This is a genomic window from Aeromonas veronii, assembly GCF_040215105.1.
In the GTDB taxonomy this organism is placed as follows: Bacteria; Pseudomonadota; Gammaproteobacteria; order Enterobacterales; family Aeromonadaceae; genus Aeromonas; species Aeromonas veronii_G.
In genome coordinates, this window is record NZ_CP157875.1 from 407501 (window position 1) to 428240 (window position 20740).

Below are 20740 nucleotides of genomic sequence, written 5' to 3' on the forward strand. Positions count from 1 at the left end.
CGACACTTCTTGGGGTTGTATGGTTAAGTGACTAAGCGTACATGGTGGATGCCTTGGCAGTCAGAGGCGATGAAGGACGTACTAACCTGCGATAAGCTGTGAGAAGTCGGTAAGAGACGCTATTACTCACAGATTTCCGAATGGGGAAACCCACCCAGCATAAGCTGGGTATCCGTTAGTGAATACATAGCTAACGGAGGCGAACCGGGAGAACTGAAACATCTAAGTACCCCGAGGAAAAGAAATCAACCGAGATTCCCTCAGTAGCGGCGAGCGAACGGGGATTAGCCCTTAAGCATCTTGGAAGTTAGTGGAACGGTCCTGGAAAGGCCGGCGATACAGGGTGATAGCCCCGTACACGAAAACAACCTTGATGTGAAATCGAGTAGGGCGGGACACGTGACATCCTGTCTGAACATGGGGGGACCATCCTCCAAGGCTAAATACTCCTGACTGACCGATAGTGAACCAGTACCGTGAGGGAAAGGCGAAAAGAACCCCTGTGAGGGGAGTGAAATAGAACCTGAAACCGTGTACGTACAAGCAGTGGGAGCCCTTCGGGGTGACTGCGTACCTTTTGTATAATGGGTCAGCGACTTACATTTTGTAGCGAGGTTAACCGTATAGGGGAGCCGTAGGGAAACCGAGTCTTAACTGGGCGTCTAGTTGCAAGGTGTAGACCCGAAACCGGGTGATCTAGCCATGGGCAGGTTGAAGGTTGAGTAACATCAACTGGAGGACCGAACCCACTAACGTTGCAAAGTTAGGGGATGACCTGTGGCTGGGGGTGAAAGGCCAATCAAACTCGGAGATAGCTGGTTCTCCCCGAAAGCTATTTAGGTAGCGCCTCGGACGAATACTACTGGGGGTAGAGCACTGTTTGGGCTAGGGGGTCATCCCGACTTACCAACCCCATGCAAACTCCGAATACCAGTAAGTAATATCCGGGAGACACACGGCGGGTGCTAACGTCCGTCGTGAAGAGGGAAACAACCCAGACCGCCGGCTAAGGTCCCAAAGTTCTGGTTAAGTGGGAAACGATGTGGGAAGGCTCAGACAGCTAGGATGTTGGCTTAGAAGCAGCCATCATTTAAAGAAAGCGTAATAGCTCACTAGTCGAGTCGGCCTGCGCGGAAGATGTAACGGGGCTCAAACCAGGCACCGAAGCCGCGGATTCACGCTAAGCGTGAGTGGTAGGGGAGCGTTCTGTAAGTCTGCGAAGGTGTATCGAGAGGTATGCTGGAGATATCAGAAGTGCGAATGCTGACGTAAGTAACGATAAAGGGGGTGAAAAGCCTCCTCGCCGGAAGACCAAGGGTTCCTGTCCAACGTTAATCGGGGCAGGGTGAGTCGACCCCTAAGGTGAGGCCGAAAGGCGTAATCGATGGGAAGCAGGTTAATATTCCTGCACGACTTGTAATTGCGATGGGGGGACGGAGAAGGCTAGGTGGGCCAGGCGACGGTTGTCCTGGTGAAAGTGCGTAGGTGGTGTTTCTAGGCAAATCCGGAGACACAACACTGAGACACGAGACGAACGCACTACGGTGCGGAAGCCATTGATGCCCTGCTTCCAGGAAAAGCCTCTAAGCTTCAGATTACAAGTCATCGTACCCCAAACCGACACAGGTGGTCGGGTAGAGAATACCAAGGCGCTTGAGAGAACTCGGGTGAAGGAACTAGGCAAAATAGAACCGTAACTTCGGGAGAAGGTTCGCTCTTGATGGTGAAGTCCCTTGCGGATGGAGCTGTCGGGAGTCGCAGTGACCAGATGGCTGGGACTGTTTATCAAAAACACAGCACTCTGCAAACACGAAAGTGGACGTATAGGGTGTGACACCTGCCCGGTGCCGGAAGGTTAATTGATGGGGTTAGCGCAAGCGAAGCTCTTGATCGAAGCCCCGGTAAACGGCGGCCGTAACTATAACGGTCCTAAGGTAGCGAAATTCCTTGTCGGGTAAGTTCCGACCTGCACGAATGGTGTAACCATGGCCATGCTGTCTCCACCCGAGACTCAGTGAAATCGAATTCGCCGTGAAGATGCGGTGTACCCGCGGCTAGACGGAAAGACCCCGTGAACCTTTACTACAGCTTGGCACTGAACATTGAACCTACATGTGTAGGATAGGTGGGAGGCTTTGAAGCGATGACGCCAGTTGTCGTGGAGCCGTCCTTGAAATACCACCCTTGTATGTTTGATGTTCTAACGCAGGGCCCTGAATCGGGCTCGCGGACAGTGCCTGGTGGGTAGTTTGACTGGGGCGGTCTCCTCCCAAAGAGTAACGGAGGAGCACGAAGGTTGGCTAATCCTGGTCGGACATCAGGAGGTTAGTGCAATGGCATAAGCCAGCTTAACTGCGAGACGGACAGGTCGAGCAGGTACGAAAGTAGGTCATAGTGATCCGGTGGTTCTGAATGGAAGGGCCATCGCTCAACGGATAAAAGGTACTCCGGGGATAACAGGCTGATACCGCCCAAGAGTTCATATCGACGGCGGTGTTTGGCACCTCGATGTCGGCTCATCACATCCTGGGGCTGAAGTCGGTCCCAAGGGTATGGCTGTTCGCCATTTAAAGTGGTACGCGAGCTGGGTTCAGAACGTCGTGAGACAGTTCGGTCCCTATCTGCCGTGGGCGTTGGATGATTGAAGGGAGTTGCTCCTAGTACGAGAGGACCGGAGTGAACGAACCTCTGGTGTTCGGGTTGTCACGCCAGTGGCACTGCCCGGTAGCTAAGTTCGGAATCGATAACCGCTGAAAGCATCTAAGCGGGAAGCGAGCCCTGAGATGAGTCATCCCTGACCCCTTGAGGGTCCTAAAGGGCCGTTGGAGACCACAACGTTGATAGGTGGGGTGTGTAAGCGCGGCGACGTGTTGAGCTAACCCATACTAATTACCCGTGAGGCTTAACCATACAACACCCAAGAAGTGTTCTGGGCCTTGTAGCAAGTGCATGAACTACTCAAATTCAGTGATAGCGACGAGCCAAGAGCGACATCGTTATTCACGTCAGCTTTCTAGATTAAGAATTTGCCTGGCGGCCATAGCGCCGTGGAACCACCTGATCCCATGCCGAACTCAGAAGTGAAACGCGGTAGCGCCGATGGTAGTGTGGCATTCGCCATGCGAGAGTAGGACACTGCCAGGCACCTAATTTGAAGAAGCCCGCTCATCTGAGCGGGCTTTTTTATTGACTGAAATTTATGCCTGTCCCTCTCACTTCTGCTCACCGCTCCTGTCTGGCTGGATTGCTGATTTCTTTCTCACAACCGTACCGAGCGGGACTGGATGGGGTTGTATCTGCACCATAACTCGGTAGAGTAAGGGGCATTCAGGGCTGTCCGTACCATGCTTTCATCTTCCTTCTGGTGCAGTTCGACCCGACCCGTTTTCATTCACCTTCAGTCAGTGGTATCGATATGGAACAAGTAAACAAGTCTAGCTTCAACGATGTGTTGGAATATGTGCGTATGTCCCGTCGCCAGAACAAGCTCAAGCGCGAGATCGTCGACAACGAGAAGAAGATCCGTGACAACCAGAAACGTGTACTGCTGCTCGACAACCTGAGTGACTATATCAAACCGGGGATGAGCATCGATGATGTCCAAGCCATCATCGCCAACATGCGTGCCGATTATGAAGAGCGGGTTGATGATCACATCATCAAGAATGCCGAGCTCTCCAAGGAGCGCAAAGAGCTGAGCACCAGACTCAAGGGCATGAGCTCCAGCAAGTAAGAGTTTTTACCTTCTCGAAACACCGGCTTGTAGCCGGTGTTTTGCATCTGGGCATCAGCTCGGATCTCTCTGCATACCGAAACAATCGACTCCCATTTTCATAATCGCCCTGTTAACATCTCTTCAAAGCGGTCAATAGTTTTCAAGCCCTTGACTTGAAACGACTAAGCTTGAATGAAATACAATAAATTGCGCAACCATGGTGGGGCTGATATGGGCGCATCAAAACAGACGGATTTGAAGACAGTGGCATCTCGGGATTCATCCGTACCGCATGCGGACGGGCAACAAAAGCGTAAACGCCGTTCCTGGTGGCGTTGGCTGTTCTGCTTCATCTTCTTGCTGTGCCTGGCGGTCGTCATCGCCTTGGTAGGCTATGAGATGAAGACTTCTCGCCTGCAATCGCAGGAGATCTCTCATTACGCCGCCAAGCTGACCTATCAGCTTGAAGCCGGTCCCAGCAAGCAGATTATCTTCCCGGATGACGGCCCCTTCGACAAGCGGCTCGGCTATGTGTTGATGCCGATGATCCAGGAGCGGCTCATCCAGCGTGGCTATCAGGTATCTGAGCAGGTCCGTTTCTCCGATGAGCTCAACAACTATGCCAGCCATGGCTTCTTCGTCCCCTATACCGAGAAGGTGCAGGCCGGATTGACGCTGCACGACTGTCGTGCCGAGCCTTTCTATCAGTACAAGTACCCGACCCACTACTACCCGGACTTCAACTCGATCCCGCCGCTGGTGATCCAGTCGCTGCTGTTCATCGAGAACCGGGATCTGCTGAGCAATGAGCAGCCGCTGGCCAACCCGGCGGTAGACTGGCCCCGCTTCGGCAAGGCCGCCCTGTCACAAGTCGGCAAGGCGCTGGACATGCAGGATCAATCAGCCGGTGGCAGTACGCTGGCGACCCAGGTCGAGAAGTATCGCCACTCCCCGGATGGGCTGACCCTTTCCCCGACCGAGAAGATCCGCCAGATGGTCTCTGCGAGCGTCCGTGCCTACCGGCTGGGCCCGGAGACCCTGGAGGCACGCAAGCTGGTCGCCTGGGCTTATCTCAACTCGGTACCGCTGTCCGCTGCGCCGGGCTACGGCGAGGTTCATGGTCTGGGGGACGGGCTCTGGGTCTGGTTTGGCGCCAATGTAGATGAAGTCAATAGACTGCTGGATCCTGAGCGCAATCAGGATGCCACCCTGACCGAACAGGGGTTGGCACTGCGCCAGGTCGTCTCACTGATGATTGCTCACCGCCGCCCTTCTTACTATCTGGCACAAGGACGAGAGGCGCTGTCGACCCTGACGGATAGCTACCTGCGTCTGTTTGTGCAGGAGGGGATGATTACGCCTGCGCTGATGGAATCGGCACTCAAGGCCAAGCTGGGATTCCGGGACTTCCTGCTGGCACCGGCGATCACGCGGGTCAACAACAACAAGGGGCTGCAGGTAGCGCGTACCCGTCTCAGCCGTCAACTCGGGGTACAGCTCTACGATCTGGATCGCATGGATCTGACCGCAGATACCACTCTCAACATGCCGCTGCAAAACGAGATCTCCCGCTACCTGCAACAGCTGGCCGATCCCACTTTCGCGTCTCAGGTCGGTCTGTTTGGTGAGCGTTTGCTCTCGCCGGAGAAGACGGGGGACGTGAAGTACAGCTTCACCCTGTTTGAAAAAACGCCGGAAGGGGTCAAGGTGCGGGTGCAGACCGACAACACGGATCAGCCGTTCGACATCAACGAAGGCAGCAAGCTGGAACTGGGCTCCACCGCCAAGCTGCGGGTGCTGACCACCTATCTGGAAATCGTCACCGAGCTGCACGACGGCTATGGGGAGATGCCGGCGGAGAACCTGCGCAAGATAGAAGTCTCCAATCAGGACAACATCAGCCGCTGGGCCATCGGCTATCTGATGACCGCCAAGGACAAGAGTCTGCCTGTCATGCTGGAGGCGGCGCTGGATCGCAAATACTCCGCCAGCCCCTATGAAGGCTTCTTCACCGGCGGTGGCATGCACACCTTCAACAACTTCCGCAAGGAGGACAACGGCCGGATTCCCCCCATCCGGGATGCGCTGCGCGAGTCCATCAACCTGCCCTTCGTGCGGTTGATGCGAGACATAGTGCGCTACAGCCTCTACAAGGAAGGCAATCGCGCCCAGTTGCTCAAGGATGACAAGGATCCGCGTCGTACCGAATACCTTGCACGGTTCGCCGACAAGGAAGGGCAGACCTATCTGCTGCGCTTCTGGCGCAAGTATCAGGGCAAGACTCCCGATGAGCGGCTCGATACCTTCCTGGATGGTCTGAAGCCCAGCGCGGTGCGTCTCGCAGCCGTCCATCGCTATCTAATGCCGGAAGCCTCCCAGACAGACTTTGCGGCCTTCCTTGCCAAGCGACTGCCGCGGGAGAAATTGACGGACAAACGGATAGAACAGCTCTATACCAGCTATGGGCCAGGTAAGTATTCACTGCCGGATCAGGGCTATATCGCGCGGGTACACCCGCTGGAACTGTGGCTGCTCTCCTACCTCAAGGAGTTCGACAAGGCGACCTTTGCCGACGCGGTGGCGGCCAGTCGCGACGAACGCCAGGAGGTCTACAGCTGGCTGTTCAAGACCCGCCATCGCAGCGCCCGGGATACCCGGATCCGTACCATGCTGGAGGTCGAGGCTTTCCTCGACATTCATCAACGCTGGGCCAGGCTGGGTTATCCGTTCGATCATCTGGTGCCGTCGCTGGCGACTGCCCTCGGCAGCTCGGGTGACCGACCGGCGGCCCTGGCCGAGCTTATGGGGATCATCCAGAATGGCGGGCTGAGGGCACCGACCCAACGCATCGAGTACCTGTCGTTTGCCAAGGATACCCCCTTTGCCACCGTGTTCGAACCGGCCAACGTGCAGGGTACCCGGGTGATGGCGCCCGAGGTGGCGAATGCCCTGCGCAATGCCCTGTCGAAAGTCGTTGAAGGGGGCACGGCACGACGCATCGCCGGCGCCTTTGCCCTGCCAGACGGCACCATACTGCCGATGGGGGGCAAGACGGGAACCGGGGATAACCGGATAGAAACGGTGGGCCGCTATGGCAACGTGACCAGCTCCCTGGCCCGTAACCGTACTGCCACCTTCGTGTTCTACATCGGTGGCGATCACTTCGGCACCCTGACGGCCTACGTGCCGGGCAGCCAGTCCGACAAGTTCCGCTTCACCTCGGCGCTGCCGGTGCAGGTGCTCAAGGGGATGGCACCGCTGCTGATGCCCTATCTGCAGCCAGGGACCCATACCCAGTGTATGGCTGGCAGCTGATGCCTGCATTCAGAAGATAAAGAACGGGGCCAGCTTGGCCCCGTTTTTTATCAGTCGGCGACGACTCCGGGTCGGCGCAGATGAGTCATCACTCACAGCTGATCTTCGATCTCGCCGCGCAGGTACTGGTACATCTCGCGGAAGGCCACCGGCGGCTTGTTCAGCTCCCGCTCCTTGTTGGCGGTGCGGATAAGCTGGCGAAGCTTCTGGCGATCCAGATCGTGGAACTGGGCCATCAGCTCGTTGAGGGCACTGTCTCCCTCGTTGATCAGCCGCTCGCGCCACTGTTCCAGCCGGTGCAGGCGGGCATTCACGGTAGAGTGACGCATCTTGATGATGGTGAGCGCCTCGGCGATGGGCTCGATGTCCCGGCTGCGCATCAGTCGGCCGATGAACTGCAGGTGGCGGCGGAAGGATTCATCCTTCTTGGGTTTGAGTTTGCGACCCAGTTCGACGGCTTCTGCCAGTTCTTCGTCCAGCGGGAGCTTCTCCAGCTCGCTGTGGCTCAGGGAGACGATCTCTTCCCCCATCTTCTGCAACGCTTCGGCATCGCGCTTGAGCTGGCTCTTGCTGGGACCCCAATCGTCCAGTTCGTTGTCGTCTTGATACTGACTCATCGGTCTCTTGATTCCTGTCATTCACGTTGGTGGATATGTTACCAGCTTCTCCCGCTGGGCGCAGGGGTCTGATATGCTTAGCCCCTTTCCTTTCTTCATACAGATGTGAGTTATGGACCAGCTAGATCAAATTCGCCAGGATCAAGCCCACCTTGAGGCCGTGGTGGCCGAGGCACTGGAGATCGCCAAAGGGCTGGGTGCCGGGCTTGCCGAAGTATCCATCAGCAAGCAGACCGGTCTGTCGGTGAATACCCGGGGCTGCGAGCTGGAAAGCATCGAATTCAACAAGGATGGAGCGCTCGGTATCGCTGTCTATCGGGATGGCTGCAAGGGCTCTTCGTCCACCACGGATCTCGGCAAGGCCGCCATTCGTGCCGCCGTCGAGGCGGCGATGGAGATTGCCCGTCACACCTCCCCCGATGACTGTGCCGGCCTCGCCGATGCGGAACTGCTGGCCTGGGACGCCCCGGATCTGCAACTGTGCCATCCGACCTTGCTGGATCCGCAACAGGGCATAGAGCTGGCCATCGAGTGCGAGCGGCTGGCGCTGGGGCGCGATGCCCGCATCAAACACTCCGACGGTGGCAGCTTCTCCAGCCATCTGGGGGTCAAGGTCTATGGCAACAGCCACGGTTTCGTCAAAGGCTATGCGGCGTCCCGCAACTCCCTGAGCTGCGTGTTGATCGGCGAGCAGGATGGCGACATGCAGCGGGACTACGGCTACTCCTCCAGTCGTACCCTGGAGGGGCTCTGGAGCCCCCAGCGCATCGCCGACGAGGCGGTGGAGCGCACCCTCTCTCGCCTCGGTGCCCGCAAGATCAGCACCCGTCAGGCGCCCGTGCTGTTCCACCCCGATACCGCCGCCGGCCTCTGGGGCCATCTGGTGATGGCCATCAGCGGCGGCAACCTCTATCGCAAGTCGAGCTTCCTGCTGGACAAGCTCGGTGAGCAGGTGCTGCCACAGTGGCTCAACATCCAGGAGTTCCCGCATCTGCTGGGAGGCTTGGCTAGCACGCCGTTCGACGGGGAGGGGGTGCGTACCACAGACATGGACATCGTCCGTGACGGCCGCCTGATGAGCTGGCTGCTCACCTCCTACTCGGCCCGCAAGCTGGGGCTGACCACCACGGGCCATGCCGGTGGCATCCACAACTGGCAGGTGTCGAACACGGGGCAGGACTTCCAGGGCATGCTCAGGGAGATGGGCACCGGCCTGCTGGTGACCGAGCTGATGGGGCAGGGCGTCAATATCGTCAACGGTGACTACTCCCGCGGAGCCGCCGGTTTCTGGGTGGAAAATGGTGAGATAGCCTATCCGGTAGAAGAGATCACCATCGCCGGCAATCTGGCCGATATGTTCCGCTCCATGGTGGCGGTGGGGACCGACGTGGATGAGCGCTCCAGCCTGCGAACCGGCTCCGTGCTGGTCGAGCAGATGAAGCTGGCGGGCCACTGATCTCCCTTTCAGCCCCAAGCCGATGCGATGAAAAAGGCCCCCTCTTGTGAGGGGGCCTTTTCTATGTTCCGAGCCAGGAGTCGAGCTTACTCCTTGATGCGCTCGATGCGACCACTCAGGCCTTGCAGCTTGTGCTCGATGTCTTCATAGCCACGGTCGATGTGATAGATGCGCTCGACCATGGTGGTGCCTTCTGCGACGAAGCCGGCCAGTACCAGGCTGGCGGAGGCGCGCAGATCGGTGGCCATCACCTGGGCACCCTTGAGCTGCTCGGTGTCGCGGCAGATGGCGACATTGCCCTGCAGCTCGATGTCGGCGCCCATACGCACCAGTTCCGGCACATGCATGAAGCGGTTCTCGAAGATGGTCTCGGTGACCATGCCGGTGCCCTTGGCGACCGCGTTCAGCACGGTGAACTGGGCCTGCATGTCGGTCGGGAAGGCCGGGTAGGGGGCCGTCTTGATGGTGACCGGCTTGAGGGTACGGCCGATCATATCCAGGCTGATCCAGTCTTCGCCTTTCTCGATCAGGGCGCCTGCCTCTTCCAGTTTGACCAGGACGGCTTCCAGCAGGGCAGGATCCGTCTTGCGGCAGGTGATCTTGCCACCGGTGACGGCGGCGCCCACCAGGAAGGTACCGGTTTCGATACGATCGGGCTGCACGCTGTAGCTGCCGCCGTGCAGACGCTCGACCCCGTCGATGGTCAGGGTGTCGGTACCCGCGCCCTGAATGTTAGCTCCGAGCGCGTTGAGGAAGTTGGCCAGATCCACGACTTCCGGTTCACGGGCGGCGTTCTCGATCACGGTGCGGCCATCTGCCAGGGTGGCGGCCATCATCAGGTTCTCGGTGCCGGTGACGGAGATCATGTCCATCAGGATATGGGCACCCTTGAGGCGACCATCGACGCGGGCCTTGATATAACCATCCTCGATGGCGATCTTGGCGCCCATCAGCTCCAGGCCGTGGACGTGCAGATTGACCGGACGGGCACCGATGGCGCAGCCACCGGGCAGGGAGACATCGGCCGCCCCGAAGCGGGCCGCCAGCGGACCCAGCGCCAGGATGGAGGCGCGCATGGTCTTCACCAGCTCGTAGGGAGCGACGTGGTTGTTCACGGCACCGGTCAGCACGGTCACGTTGCCGTTGACCTTGGTGCTGGCACCCAGCATCTCCAGCAGCTTGAGGGTGGTGCCCACGTCTTTGAGGCGCGGTACGTTGGAGAGCTGGATCTCCTCATCACACAGCAGGGTGGCGAACAGGATCGGCAGGGCGGCGTTCTTGGCGCCGGAGATGGTCACTTCACCGGAAAGGGTGCAGGGGCCGGTGATCTTGAATTTGTCCATTTTTACTTCGTTACCAAATCAGGAGGGCAATAGGAATTTACGTTCGCGTTTCCATTCGGCATCGGTAAAAGCCTTGATGGAGAGAGCGTGGATGGCGTTGCTGGCGATCTTGTCCATCAGCGGGGCATAGATGGCCTGCTGCTTCTTGACCCGGCTCATGCCGTCAAACATGTCACCGACGGCGATCACCTGATAGTGACTACCGTCCCCTTTGACATGGACTTCGGACAATGGCAAGGCCTCAAGGAGTATCGCTTCAATTTCAGAGACTTGCATTATGCGTCCTCAGTTGTGAGCGGGGTTGATTGAAACAAATTGGCCACCCCGTACAGGTTGGCCAAGGTAAAGAAATCGTCGGAGGCGCCCACCAGTGTCGGTGTAGCACCCCGGGCCAGCACGGCCTTGGCCCATTTGACCAGGAGCGCGAGTCCGGCGGAGTCCAGGGTGGTGATCTCGTCGAGGGCGAGCGTATCTTCCTGCCACCACTCGGCACGGCGCTGCCACAGGGCAATCACCTGTGGGGCCTGCAGCTCGCCCGCGAGCGTCATGACTTGATGACCAGCGGCTTGGCGTTGTGTTCGCGCAACTGGGCGATCACCGCATCGATGCCGTTCTGGCGAATGAGGCCACCGAGCTCGTTCTGCTTGGCAGAGAGCAGGCTGATCCCTTCGGCGACCATGTCAAAGGCCTTCCACTCGCCGGTCTTGTTGTTCTTGCGCAGCTTGAACTCGAGGAAGATATCCGGCTTGCCGGCCTCGGTCACGCTGACGTTGACGGCGGTGATGTTGCTGTCACCCACGGCCTTGCCCGGCTGCACCTTGACGGTCTGCTTGTCGAAGTGGGCGAGGGCATCGGCGTAGGAACTCACCATGTATTCGGTGAACACCTCGACGAAGGCATCACGCTGGGCCGGAGTGGTCTCCTTGATCTGGTTGCCGAGCACCTTGTAGGCGGCGAAGCGGTTGTCCACGTAGGGCAGCAGCTCCTCGCGGATGATGACCCTCAGGTGGTCCGGGTTGCTCTTGATCTGAGCCTGATCGGCCTTGAGACGGGCAAAGGTCTGCTTGGCGGCTTGATCCACCAGGGCGTAAGGATCCGTGGCATTGGCCCCTGCGGCCTGAGTGGTCACGGAAAACAGCATGCTGGTCATCAGGCCCAGCAACAGGGCGATCTTCTTGAACATGGTTACTCCTTGCTTGCAGGCGGATTGGTGGCCGGAGACGACTGGCTGTAGAGGAATTTGCCAATCAGATCTTCCAGCACTATGGCTGATTTGGTGTCTGCGATCATGTCGCCATCCTTGAGCATGCTGGTGCCCATGTCTTCATCGCTGAACCCCGGTGCCAGGCCGATGTACTGCTCGCCGAGCAGGCCGGAAGTCAGGATGGAGAGGGTGCTGGTATCGGCAAACTCACCGGCCTCTTTTTGCATCAGCAGGGAGACGACGGGCACCTGGGTCTTGGCATCCAGCTCGATGCTGCTGACCCGGCCGACGACGACACCGCCGACCTTGACCGGCGAGCGTACTTTCAGGCCGCCGATATTATCGAAATGGGCGCGCAGGGTATAGGTCTCTCCTTCCGGTTTGAAACTCAAACCCGCCACTTGCAGGGCCAATGCCAGAATGGCTGCGATGCCAGCCAGCATGAAGGCGCCAACCAGGAATTCTACTTTGCTGAACTTCATCTTTACCTTATCCAAACATGACTGCGGTGAGTATAAAATCCAGACCGAGCACGGCCAGGGATGAGTGGACCACGGTTCGGGTGGTCGCCTGACTGATCCCGGCCGAGGTCGGCTTGGCATCATAGCCATTGAAAAGCGCAATCCAGGTGACGACCAACGCGAAGATCACGCTCTTGATGGCCCCCTGCATGATGTCATCCTGCCAGTCGACGGATGCCTGCATGGCGGACCAGAAACTGCCCTCGTCCACCCCCAGCAAGTCGACCCCGACCAGTTTGCCACCGAAGATGCCGATCAGGCTGAACATGAAGGCCAGCAACGGCATGCTGATGACCCCGGCCCAGAAACGGGGGGCCACCACCCGGCGCAGGGGATCCACTGCCATCATCTCGAGGCTCGAGAGCTGTTCGGTAGCCTTCATCAGGCCGATCTCGGCAGTCAGGGCGGAGCCGGCCCGACCGGCAAACAGCAGGGCGGTGACCACGGGGCCGAGTTCCCGCAGCAGCGAGAGAGAGACCAGGGGCCCCAGACTCTGTTCGGCGCCGAAATCCTTCAATACGTTATAGCCCTGCAACGAGAGCACCATGCCGATGAAGAGGCCGGACACCAAAATGATGGCGACGGACTGCACCCCCACCACATAGAGCTGCTGGATCAGCAGCGGGAAGTGCTTGCGTGGCTGGGGGCGACCGGCCAGGGCATGAAACAGCATGATAGTCGCACGGCCGATGGCGCTGATGAAGTGCACACCGACCCGGCCCAACTTGCTTACTTGGCTTATCAACATCACAGATCCTGTAGCAGGTCGCCTGCCGGAAAATGAAACGGGACAGGACCGTCAGGCAATCCACGCAGGAACTGCTCGACCTCGGGATTGCGTTCCTCGCGCAGCTGCGCCGGGGTGCCGTGCGCCACCACCTTGCGGTTGGCGATGATATAGGCGTAGTCAGCGATACCGAGCACCTCTTTCACGTCGTGGGTGACGATGACGGAGGTGATGCCGAGGGCATTGTTCAGCTCCTTGATCAGCTTGACCAGCACCGCCATGGTGATGGGATCCTGACCCACGAAGGGCTCGTCATACATGATGAGATCCGGATCCAGGGCGATGGCACGGGCCAGGGCGGCGCGACGGGCCATGCCACCGGAAAGCTCGGAAGGCATCAGTTTGGCGGCGCCACGCAGTCCCACCGCCTGCAGCTTCATCATGACGATGGTGTGGATCAGCTCCTCCGGCAGGCCGGAATGCTCCCGCAATGGAAACGCCACGTTGTCGAACACCGTCATGCCGGTGAACAGGGCGCCACTCTGGAACAACATGCTCATCCGCTTGCGCACCTCGTAGAGACGGGAGCGGGAGAGGGTGGGGATGTCCTCCCCGTCAAACAGGATATGACCCGATTCCGGTTTCAACTGGCCACCGATCAGCCGCAGCAAGGTGGTCTTGCCGATGCCGCTCGGCCCCATGACGGCGGTGACCTTGCCACGGGGAATGGTCAGATTGATCCCGTCATACAGCAGCCTGTCTCCGTGGCTGAAAGTCAGGTCGGAGATGGTGATCAGGTCATTGTTCAAACAATTGTCCATCCGGTATAAAAGAAGAGCGAATTTTATGGGCTAGTCTAGGTCTAAGCAACATCAAGGAACAACTATTGAGCGCAGATCCGCCCCAAAAACGCGACAGTTTTATGTAACAAGGTGCGTCAGCAAGTGGGTACCCCGCATCCGATTCGCTTATCTCGGCAGACTTTTTTATAATCCCGCAGCAAATTTCGGTCCGGAGCCGTGCCTTTATGTCTGTAAAGTCTGAAAAAGTGTCTGAACTGTTCGATTTTCGTCGCAGTGCCCGTGCGGTGCTGGACATTGAAAAACAAGCGATTGATGGACTCTACCAGTACCTCGACGAGCACTTCGTGAAGGCGTGCGAGATGGTGCTGCGCTGCGGCGGCAAGATAGTGGTCACCGGCATGGGCAAGTCGGGCCATGTGGGCAACAAGATAGCCGCGACCCTGGCCAGCACGGGCACGCCCGCCTTCTTCCTGCACCCGGGTGAGGCCAGCCACGGCGATCTCGGGATGATCTCCGCCGGGGATCTCATCATCGCCATCTCCAACTCCGGCGAGAGTGACGAGATCCTGGCCCTGCTGCCGGTACTCAAGCGTCGCGGCATCCCGCTCATCTGCATGACCGGCAACCCGGCCTCGACCATGGCCAAGGAAGCCAACGTGCACCTGTGCATCCGGGTCGAGCAGGAGGCCTGCCCCCTCGGTCTGGCCCCCACGTCCAGCACCACGGCGACCCTGGTGATGGGAGATGCCCTGGCGGTGGCCTTGCTGGAGGCCCGCGGCTTCACCGCCGACGACTTCGCGCTGTCTCATCCGGGCGGTTCCCTCGGCAAGCGGCTGCTGCTGCGGGTCGGCGATCTGATGCACGGTGGCGAGCTGTTGCCCAAGGTCGGGATCGATGCCACCATCAGCCAGGCCCTGCTGGAAGTGAGCCGCAAGGGGCTCGGCATGACGGCGGTGGTGGATGAGCTGGGCCAGCTGGCCGGTCTCTTCACCGATGGCGACCTGCGCCGGATCCTGGATTTGCAGGTGGACATCCATCACACCTCTATCGCCAAGGTGATGACGGTCAACTGTGTTACCGTAGGGCCAGAGATGATGGCGGCCGAGGCCGTCAAGCTGATGGAAACCAGAAAGATTAACGGATTGCTGGTGGTGGATGGGGAGCGGCGGCCGCTGGGTGCCTTCAACATGCACGACCTGCTGAAAGCCGGGGTGATTTGATGCAAGATGTACCGACCCTCTATGGTCCGGTGACGCGCAGCCAGTTCGAGAAGGCGGCGCAGATCCGCCTGCTGGTGTGCGATGTGGACGGGGTGCTCTCCAACGGCTTCATCTACATGGGAAATAACGGCGAAGAGCTGAAGACCTTCTGCACCCGGGACGGGGCAGGCATGCGTGCCCTGCTCAATGCCGGGCTGGAGATTGCCATCATCACCGGGCGCAATTCCCGCATCGTCAGCGATCGGATGAAGAGCCTGGGGGTGCAGCACCTGGTGCAGGGGGCGGATCAGAAGCTGCCCCATTTCGAGGCCCTGCTGGCCAAGCTGGGGCTCGATGCCTCCCAGGCGGCCTATATGGGGGATGACACCATCGATCTGCCGGTGATGCAGGCCTGCGGCCTCGGCATCGCAGTGGCAGATGCTCACCCGCGGGTATTGGCCTGTGCCGACCTGGTCACCCGGCTGGGGGGGGGCGTCGGGGCGGTGCGGGAGGTGTGCGATCTGATCCTGCAAGCCCAGGGGCTCGCCGATGAGTTGCCCGAGGCGTCGCGATGAAGCAGACTATTCTGTTCTTCCTGCTTTTCCTGGCGGCATTGGCTGCCTGGCAGCTGGGTGACATCGACTTGGCCCCGGATTCCACCACCAAGGTAGAGAATTATCAGCCCGATTTCACCGCCAGGAATCTGGTCACCACCCGCTTTGACGAGCAGGGCAAGCGGACCGAGCGGCTGGAGTCGGAGTTTGCCGAGTATTTCCAGATCCTCGAGCAGGCGACCTTCAACAAGCCGGTCATCTACCTGTACGACGACAAGGGTGAGGCCGAGTGGAAGGTGACGGCGGAGACCGGCGTACTCAATACCGATGACAACGTGATCCTGCGGGACAAGGTGCATCTGGATGGCCTGTTGCCGACCTCCTTCATCTCCAGCATGGATACCCAGTATCTGGAGATGGACATGGTGACTCAGGACGTGAGAAGCAACCAGCACATCCGCATTCAGGGCCAGGAATTCCAGACCGAGGGCGTAGGCCTCAAGGGTCACCTGGAACGTAAATATTTCGAATTACTGGATAAAGGCCATGCCATTTATTTCAATGAAAAACGCTAATCTGGTCCTCGTGGCCCTGCTGCTGTGCGGCGCGGCCAACGCCAAAGAGTCCGACTTCACCGAAAAGGTCTATGTGGACGCGGTCAAGCAGGTGGCCGAGATGCAGGACAACCGTGTCACCTTCAGCGAAGACGTCATCATCACCCAGGGCACCATCAAGATTAAGGCCGACAAGGTGGTGGTGATCCGCTCCGGCGAGAAGGGTGCCGAGGTGATGACCGCCTATGGCAGCCCGGCCACCTTCTTCCAGATCCTGGACAACGGCAAGCCGGTCAACGCCCATGGCAACAGCATCCGTTACGAGCTGAAGAACCGTCTGGTGACCATCACCGGCAACGGCCAGCTCAAGCAGGAAGACAGCCAGGTCAATGGCGACCTCATCCGCTACGACATCGTCAAACAGAAGATGATCGCCGAGAGCAAGGGGCCGACCCAGCGCGTCAAGACGGTGTTCCTGCCGGATCAGGTCGAGAATTTCGACAAGCCCGCCGAACAGAAGAAGTAGGAAACAACAGTCATGGCAGTGTTAAAAGCAGTGGGCTTGCAGAAGAGCTACAAGCGTCGCATGGTGGTCAGTGACGTCAGCCTGGAAGTGGGCACCGGCCAGATCGTGGGGCTGCTTGGCCCGAACGGAGCTGGCAAGACCACCTCCTTCTACATGATAGTGGGGCTGGTGCAGCGGGATGCCGGGCTCATCACCATCGACGATCAGGATATCAGCCTGCAGCCCATGCACATCCGTGCGCGCAACGGCATCGGTTACCTGCCTCAGGAAGCCTCCATCTTCCGCCGTCTGTCGGTGTTCGACAACCTGATGGGGGTCATGCAGACCCGCAAGGGACTGAGCAGCGAGGAGCGGGAGGACAAGGTCGAGCAACTGCTGGAAGAGTTCAACATCACCCACATCCGTGACAGCCTGGGTCAGAGCCTGTCAGGGGGGGAGCGCCGCCGGGTCGAGATCGCCCGGGCGCTGGCGGCAGAGCCGAGATTTATTCTGCTGGATGAGCCTTTTGCAGGGGTTGATCCCATTTCTGTCATCGATATCAAAAAGATCATCCAGCATCTGAAGGAACGTGGGCTGGGTGTGCTGATCACCGATCACAACGTTCGCGAGACCCTGGATGTGTGTGAGAAGGCCTATATTGTCAGCCACGGCAAGATGATTGCCGAGGGCGCACCGGTGGATATCCTCGCCGATGAGCAGGTCAAGCGCGTCTATTTGGGCGATCAATTCAGTCTATAGTAAGGGGGCATTCCCTCATTTTTGTTAGGTGACTGCCTCGCTGAACATAAGGATATCCCGACGTAGATGAAGCCGACATTACAGTTGCGTCTCGGTCAGTCCCTGACCATGACGCCACAATTACAACAAGCGATTCGTCTGCTCCAGCTTTCCACGCTGGAACTCCAGCAGGAAATTCAGCAAGCGCTCGACAACAACCCCTTGCTGGAGCAAGAGGAGAGCGAGGCGCAGGAAACCAGTCCGGTCGAAGTGGCCGATGCCAGTCAGCTGGATTCCAGTGACGCCATGGCGCAGGACAAGATGCCGGACGAGCTGCCCGTCGATACCACCTGGGACGAGGTCTACTCCGCCGGGACGGCCCAGAGCGCCGGCCCCATCCACGATGGAGAGGAGAGCGTCTATCAGGGGGAAACCACCGAGAACCTGCAGGACTATCTGTTGTGGCAGATGCGGCTGACGCCGTTCAGCGATCTGGATGCCGCCATCGCCCTCGCCATCATCGATGCCATCGACGAATCCGGTTATCTGACGGTTTCTCTCGAGGATATTCAGGCTGCAGTCAGCAGTGACGAGGTAGAAGTGGAACTGGATGAGGTCGAGGCCGTGCTCAAGCGGGTGCAGCATTTCGATCCGCTCGGCATCGCCGCCCGCTCCGTGCAGGAGTGCCTGCTGATCCAGCTTGGCCAGTATCCCTCCGATCTGCCCTGGCTCAACGAGGCACGGGAAGTGATCAGCGAGCACATGGATCTGCTTGGCAATCGTGACTATCGCACCCTGGCGCGCAAGACCCGGCTCAAGGAGAGCGACCTCAAGGAGGTGCTGGACCTTATCCAGCAGCTGGAACCCAGACCCGGCAACGGCGTCATCCAGAGCGAATCCCAATACGTGATCCCGGATGTGTCCGTGGTCAAGAAAGGCAGCAAGTGGGTGGTGGAGCTCAACCCGGATTCGGCGCCGCGCATTCGCGTCAACGAGACCTATGCGGCCATGGCCCGCAACGCGCGCAGCAGCACGGATACCCAGTTCATCCGCTCCCACCTGCAGGAGGCGAAGTGGTTCATCAAGAGTCTGGAGAGTCGTAACGACACCCTGCTCAAGGTGGCCAGCTGCATCGTCGAGCAGCAGCAGGGCTTCTTCGAATACGGGGAAGAAGCCATGAAACCCATGGTGCTCAATGACATCGCCGAGGCGGTGGAGATGCATGAATCGACCATCTCGCGGGTGACGACCCAGAAGTACATGCATACGCCCCGTGGCATCTTTGAACTGAAGTTTTTTTTCTCCAGTCACGTGAATACGGAAGGAGGAGGAGAGTGCTCATCGACCGCTATTCGCGCCTTGATCAAGAAGCTGGTGACGGCGGAAAACCCCGCCAAGCCGCTTAGTGATAGCAAGATCGCGGATTTGCTGGCCGAACAGGGTATTATGGTGGCGAGACGCACGATCGCAAAGTACCGTGAATCCTTGTTGATCCCGCCATCCAATCAGCGCAAACGCCTGGTTTAGGCAAACAAAAGGAAGACGTTATGCAAATTAACCTGACCGGACACCATGTCGAGATTACCGAAGCTCTGCGTGATTATGTGAACAACAAATTTGCCAAACTCGAGCGTCACTTTGACCATATCAACAACGTCCATGTGGTGTTGAGCGTCGAAAAACTGAACCAGATTGCCGAAGCCAAGCTGCATGTCAGCGGCGGTGAGGTGTTCGCCAACTCGGAGCATGCCGACATGTATGCTGCGATTGATACCCTGCTTGATAAACTGGACAGACAGATCATCAAGCACAAAGATAAATTAAATCAAAAATAACTATGCAACTTGAACACATACTGAGTCGGGACTGCACCAAGAGTGCGGTCCCCTGTACCAGCAAGAAACGCGCTCTCGAGATCATCAGTGAACTGGCCGCAGAGCGCCTCGGCACCTCCCGTCAGGTGTTGTTTGAAAGCCTGCTGGCGCGGGAAAAAATGGGCAGTACCGGGATCGGTGCCGGTATTGCCATTCCGCATGGCCGCATTGACGATGCCTTTGCGCCGACGGCTGTGCTGATGACCTTCTCCGAACCCATCCCTTTCGACTCGATTGACAATCAACCGGTTGACCTGCTCTTTGCATTGCTGGTGCCGGAAAGCGAGTGCAAGCAGCATCTCAAGACCCTTTCCCTGATGGCATCCAAGTTGGGTGACAAGGCCGTCTGCCGCCAGTTGCGCCAGGCGACCAGTGACGAAGAACTCTATCAGATCATGACCTCGGCCTGATGCCGGACAAGGCACAGCCAGGTTGGCGTGGGGGGACAAGATGCAATTAATCGTGGTAAGCGGTCGCTCGGGCTCCGGCAAGACGGTAGCCCTGCGGGTGCTGGAAGATCTGGGGTATTACTGCGTAGACAATCTGCCGGTCAATCTGTTGCCCCAGTTGATCGTCTCGGTGGAGAGCCAGTATGACAAGCTGGCGGTCAGCATCGACGTGCGCAACCTGCCCACCGAGCAGGATCGGCTGGAGAATCTGCTGGCCCAGGTACGCAGCGAGGGGCGGGTGGAATTCTCCAGCTTCTTCTTCGACGCCGACAACACTACCCTGCTCAAACGCTATGGCGAGAGTCGCCGGTTGCACCCCCTCTCTCGCAACAAGCTGTCGCTGGACGAGGCCATCCGGGAGGAGACCCACCTGCTGGCGCCCCTCTCTTCCAGTGCCGACCTGCGCATCGACACCACCAACCTCAGCATTCACGATCTCAGCGAGCTCATCAAAACCCGGGTGCTCGGCAAGAAAGAGAACGAGCTGGTGCTGGTGTTTGAATCATTCGGCTTCAAGTACGGCATCCCCAAGGATGCAGACTTCGTGTTCGATGCCCGTTTCCTGCCAAATCCCCACTGGATCCCCGAACTCAAGCCTTTCACCGGCCGGGATGAACCTGTGGCGAACTACCTCTCCAGCCAGACGGACGTCATGCTGTTCATCCAGCAGATCGAGAACATGCTGGGCACCTGGTTGCCCCATCTGGAACGCAACAATCGCAGCTATGTGACCGTGGGTATCGGCTGCACCGGTGGCCAGCATCGCTCGGTGTTCATCGCCGAACGGTTGGCGAGCGCGTTTCGCCTGCTCGGCAAGAACGTGCAGATCCGCCACCGCACCCTGGACAAGCGCTCGGCGCAGGTCTGACAGCTCAGAAGGATGCACAGATGACCGTTTCCGCCTCGGTAGAAGTCAAAAACAAGCTGGGTATTCATGCCAGACCGGCCATGATGCTGTTCGAACTGGTACAGGGCTTCGATGCCCATGTCCTGCTGCGCAACGAGGACGGGGTCGAGGCCGACGCGGACAGCGTGATCGGCCTGCTGATGCTGGACTCCGCCCAGGGCAAACAGGTAGAAGTGCAGGTGGAAGGACCGGAGGAGACGGAAGCCCTGGCCGCGGTGGTGGCGCTGTTCACCTCGGGCTTCAACGAAGAGTAGGCGCC

Annotated in this window: 21 protein-coding genes and 2 rRNA genes; 15 read left to right on the forward strand and 8 right to left on the reverse strand. The window is 58.7% G+C overall.

Features of this window, described 5'->3' with window-relative positions; all coding sequences use genetic code 11:
- Positions 1 to 21: 21 nt before the first annotated feature.
- From ABNP46_RS01965 to ABNP46_RS01980, 4 genes are all read left to right on the forward strand, one after another.
- Positions 22 to 2910, forward strand: a 23S ribosomal RNA gene (locus tag ABNP46_RS01965).
- 119 nt (positions 2911 to 3029) lie between these two features.
- Positions 3030 to 3144, forward strand: a 5S ribosomal RNA gene (gene rrf, locus ABNP46_RS01970).
- A gap of 271 nt (positions 3145 to 3415) precedes the next feature.
- The gene (tmaR, locus tag ABNP46_RS01975; RefSeq protein ID WP_349920759.1) at positions 3416 to 3733 is read left to right on the forward strand and encodes a PTS system regulator TmaR; all 318 of its coding nucleotides are present in this window, start codon (positions 3416 to 3418) and stop codon (positions 3731 to 3733) included.
- A 213-nt stretch (positions 3734 to 3946) separates the two neighbouring features.
- The gene (locus ABNP46_RS01980) at positions 3947 to 7030 is read left to right on the forward strand and encodes a transglycosylase domain-containing protein (protein ID WP_349920760.1); all 3084 of its coding nucleotides are present in this window, start codon (positions 3947 to 3949) and stop codon (positions 7028 to 7030) included.
- Positions 7031 to 7122: 92 nt separating this feature from the next.
- On the opposite strand, the gene yjgA is transcribed toward ABNP46_RS01980, so the two are convergent.
- Positions 7123 to 7647, reverse strand: a complete 525-nt coding sequence (gene yjgA / locus ABNP46_RS01985; protein ID WP_349920761.1) for a ribosome biogenesis factor YjgA — start codon at positions 7645 to 7647, stop codon at positions 7123 to 7125.
- Positions 7648 to 7759: 112 nt separating this feature from the next.
- Between yjgA and pmbA the strand changes: the two genes are divergently transcribed.
- Entirely contained in the window at positions 7760 to 9103 is a 1344-nt protein-coding gene (pmbA, locus tag ABNP46_RS01990) for a metalloprotease PmbA (protein WP_349920762.1), read from the forward strand.
- An 86-nt stretch (positions 9104 to 9189) separates the two neighbouring features.
- Here the strand turns inward: pmbA and murA are convergent, their stop codons facing one another.
- From murA to mlaF, 7 genes are read right to left on the reverse strand one after another with little or no spacing between them, the layout of a single operon-like run.
- Positions 9190 to 10446, reverse strand: a complete 1257-nt coding sequence (gene murA, locus ABNP46_RS01995; protein WP_349920763.1) for a UDP-N-acetylglucosamine 1-carboxyvinyltransferase — start codon at positions 10444 to 10446, stop codon at positions 9190 to 9192.
- An 18-nt stretch (positions 10447 to 10464) separates the two neighbouring features.
- Positions 10465 to 10722 (reverse strand): BolA family iron metabolism protein IbaG, encoded by a 258-nt coding sequence (gene ibaG, locus ABNP46_RS02000; protein WP_005306001.1) that lies wholly within the window; start codon positions 10720 to 10722, stop codon positions 10465 to 10467.
- Complete coding sequence (locus tag ABNP46_RS02005; RefSeq protein WP_349920764.1) at positions 10722 to 10994, reverse strand: STAS domain-containing protein; 273 nt, start codon at positions 10992 to 10994, stop codon at positions 10722 to 10724. Before ABNP46_RS02005 ends, ibaG begins: the two co-directional genes overlap by 1 nt.
- On the reverse strand, positions 10991 to 11629 hold the full coding sequence (gene mlaC / locus ABNP46_RS02010) for a phospholipid-binding protein MlaC (protein ID WP_349920765.1): 639 nt from the start codon (positions 11627 to 11629) through the stop codon (positions 10991 to 10993). Before mlaC ends, ABNP46_RS02005 begins: the two co-directional genes overlap by 4 nt.
- 2 nt (positions 11630 to 11631) lie before the next feature.
- Positions 11632 to 12132, reverse strand: coding sequence for an outer membrane lipid asymmetry maintenance protein MlaD (gene mlaD / locus ABNP46_RS02015; RefSeq protein ID WP_349920766.1), 501 nt, complete (start codon positions 12130 to 12132; stop codon positions 11632 to 11634).
- Between the two features lie 7 nt (positions 12133 to 12139).
- Complete coding sequence (gene mlaE / locus ABNP46_RS02020) at positions 12140 to 12919, reverse strand: lipid asymmetry maintenance ABC transporter permease subunit MlaE (protein WP_349920767.1); 780 nt, start codon at positions 12917 to 12919, stop codon at positions 12140 to 12142.
- Complete coding sequence (mlaF, locus tag ABNP46_RS02025) at positions 12919 to 13719, reverse strand: phospholipid ABC transporter ATP-binding protein MlaF (protein ID WP_349920768.1); 801 nt, start codon at positions 13717 to 13719, stop codon at positions 12919 to 12921. The genes mlaE and mlaF overlap by 1 nt, the downstream gene beginning before the upstream one ends.
- A 206-nt stretch (positions 13720 to 13925) precedes the next feature.
- Between mlaF and ABNP46_RS02030 the strand changes: the two genes are divergently transcribed.
- The 10 genes from ABNP46_RS02030 (at position 13926) to npr (ending at position 20735) form a co-directional block, all read left to right on the forward strand.
- The gene (locus tag ABNP46_RS02030; RefSeq protein ID WP_349920769.1) at positions 13926 to 14921 is read left to right on the forward strand and encodes a KpsF/GutQ family sugar-phosphate isomerase; all 996 of its coding nucleotides are present in this window, start codon (positions 13926 to 13928) and stop codon (positions 14919 to 14921) included.
- Positions 14921 to 15475 (forward strand): 3-deoxy-manno-octulosonate-8-phosphatase KdsC, encoded by a 555-nt coding sequence (gene kdsC, locus ABNP46_RS02035; RefSeq protein ID WP_349920770.1) that lies wholly within the window; start codon positions 14921 to 14923, stop codon positions 15473 to 15475. The genes ABNP46_RS02030 and kdsC overlap by 1 nt, the downstream gene beginning before the upstream one ends.
- Positions 15472 to 16029, forward strand: coding sequence for an LPS export ABC transporter periplasmic protein LptC (lptC, locus tag ABNP46_RS02040; RefSeq protein ID WP_349920771.1), 558 nt, complete (start codon positions 15472 to 15474; stop codon positions 16027 to 16029). Before kdsC ends, lptC begins: the two co-directional genes overlap by 4 nt.
- A complete protein-coding gene (gene lptA / locus ABNP46_RS02045) occupies positions 16016 to 16534 on the forward strand; it encodes a lipopolysaccharide transport periplasmic protein LptA (RefSeq protein WP_349922338.1) in 519 nt (172 codons plus the stop codon). The genes lptC and lptA overlap by 14 nt, the downstream gene beginning before the upstream one ends.
- 12 nt (positions 16535 to 16546) lie before the next feature.
- Positions 16547 to 17272 carry an LPS export ABC transporter ATP-binding protein gene (gene lptB, locus ABNP46_RS02050; protein ID WP_033132290.1) on the forward strand — a complete coding sequence of 242 codons (726 nt, stop codon included), beginning with the start codon at positions 16547 to 16549 and terminating at the stop codon, positions 17270 to 17272.
- 66 nt (positions 17273 to 17338) lie between these two features.
- A complete protein-coding gene (locus ABNP46_RS02055) occupies positions 17339 to 18778 on the forward strand; it encodes an RNA polymerase factor sigma-54 (RefSeq protein ID WP_349920772.1) in 1440 nt (479 codons plus the stop codon).
- 20 nt (positions 18779 to 18798) lie between these two features.
- A complete protein-coding gene (gene hpf, locus ABNP46_RS02060) occupies positions 18799 to 19086 on the forward strand; it encodes a ribosome hibernation promoting factor (protein ID WP_042001473.1) in 288 nt (95 codons plus the stop codon).
- Positions 19087 to 19088: 2 nt separating this feature from the next.
- On the forward strand, positions 19089 to 19535 hold the full coding sequence (ptsN, locus tag ABNP46_RS02065) for a PTS IIA-like nitrogen regulatory protein PtsN (RefSeq protein WP_349920773.1): 447 nt from the start codon (positions 19089 to 19091) through the stop codon (positions 19533 to 19535).
- Between the two features lie 40 nt (positions 19536 to 19575).
- Positions 19576 to 20442 (forward strand): RNase adapter RapZ, encoded by an 867-nt coding sequence (rapZ, locus tag ABNP46_RS02070; protein WP_349920774.1) that lies wholly within the window; start codon positions 19576 to 19578, stop codon positions 20440 to 20442.
- A 20-nt stretch (positions 20443 to 20462) separates the two neighbouring features.
- The gene (npr, locus tag ABNP46_RS02075) at positions 20463 to 20735 is read left to right on the forward strand and encodes a PTS phosphocarrier protein NPr (protein ID WP_349920775.1); all 273 of its coding nucleotides are present in this window, start codon (positions 20463 to 20465) and stop codon (positions 20733 to 20735) included.
- The last annotated feature ends 5 nt before the right edge of the window (positions 20736 to 20740 follow it).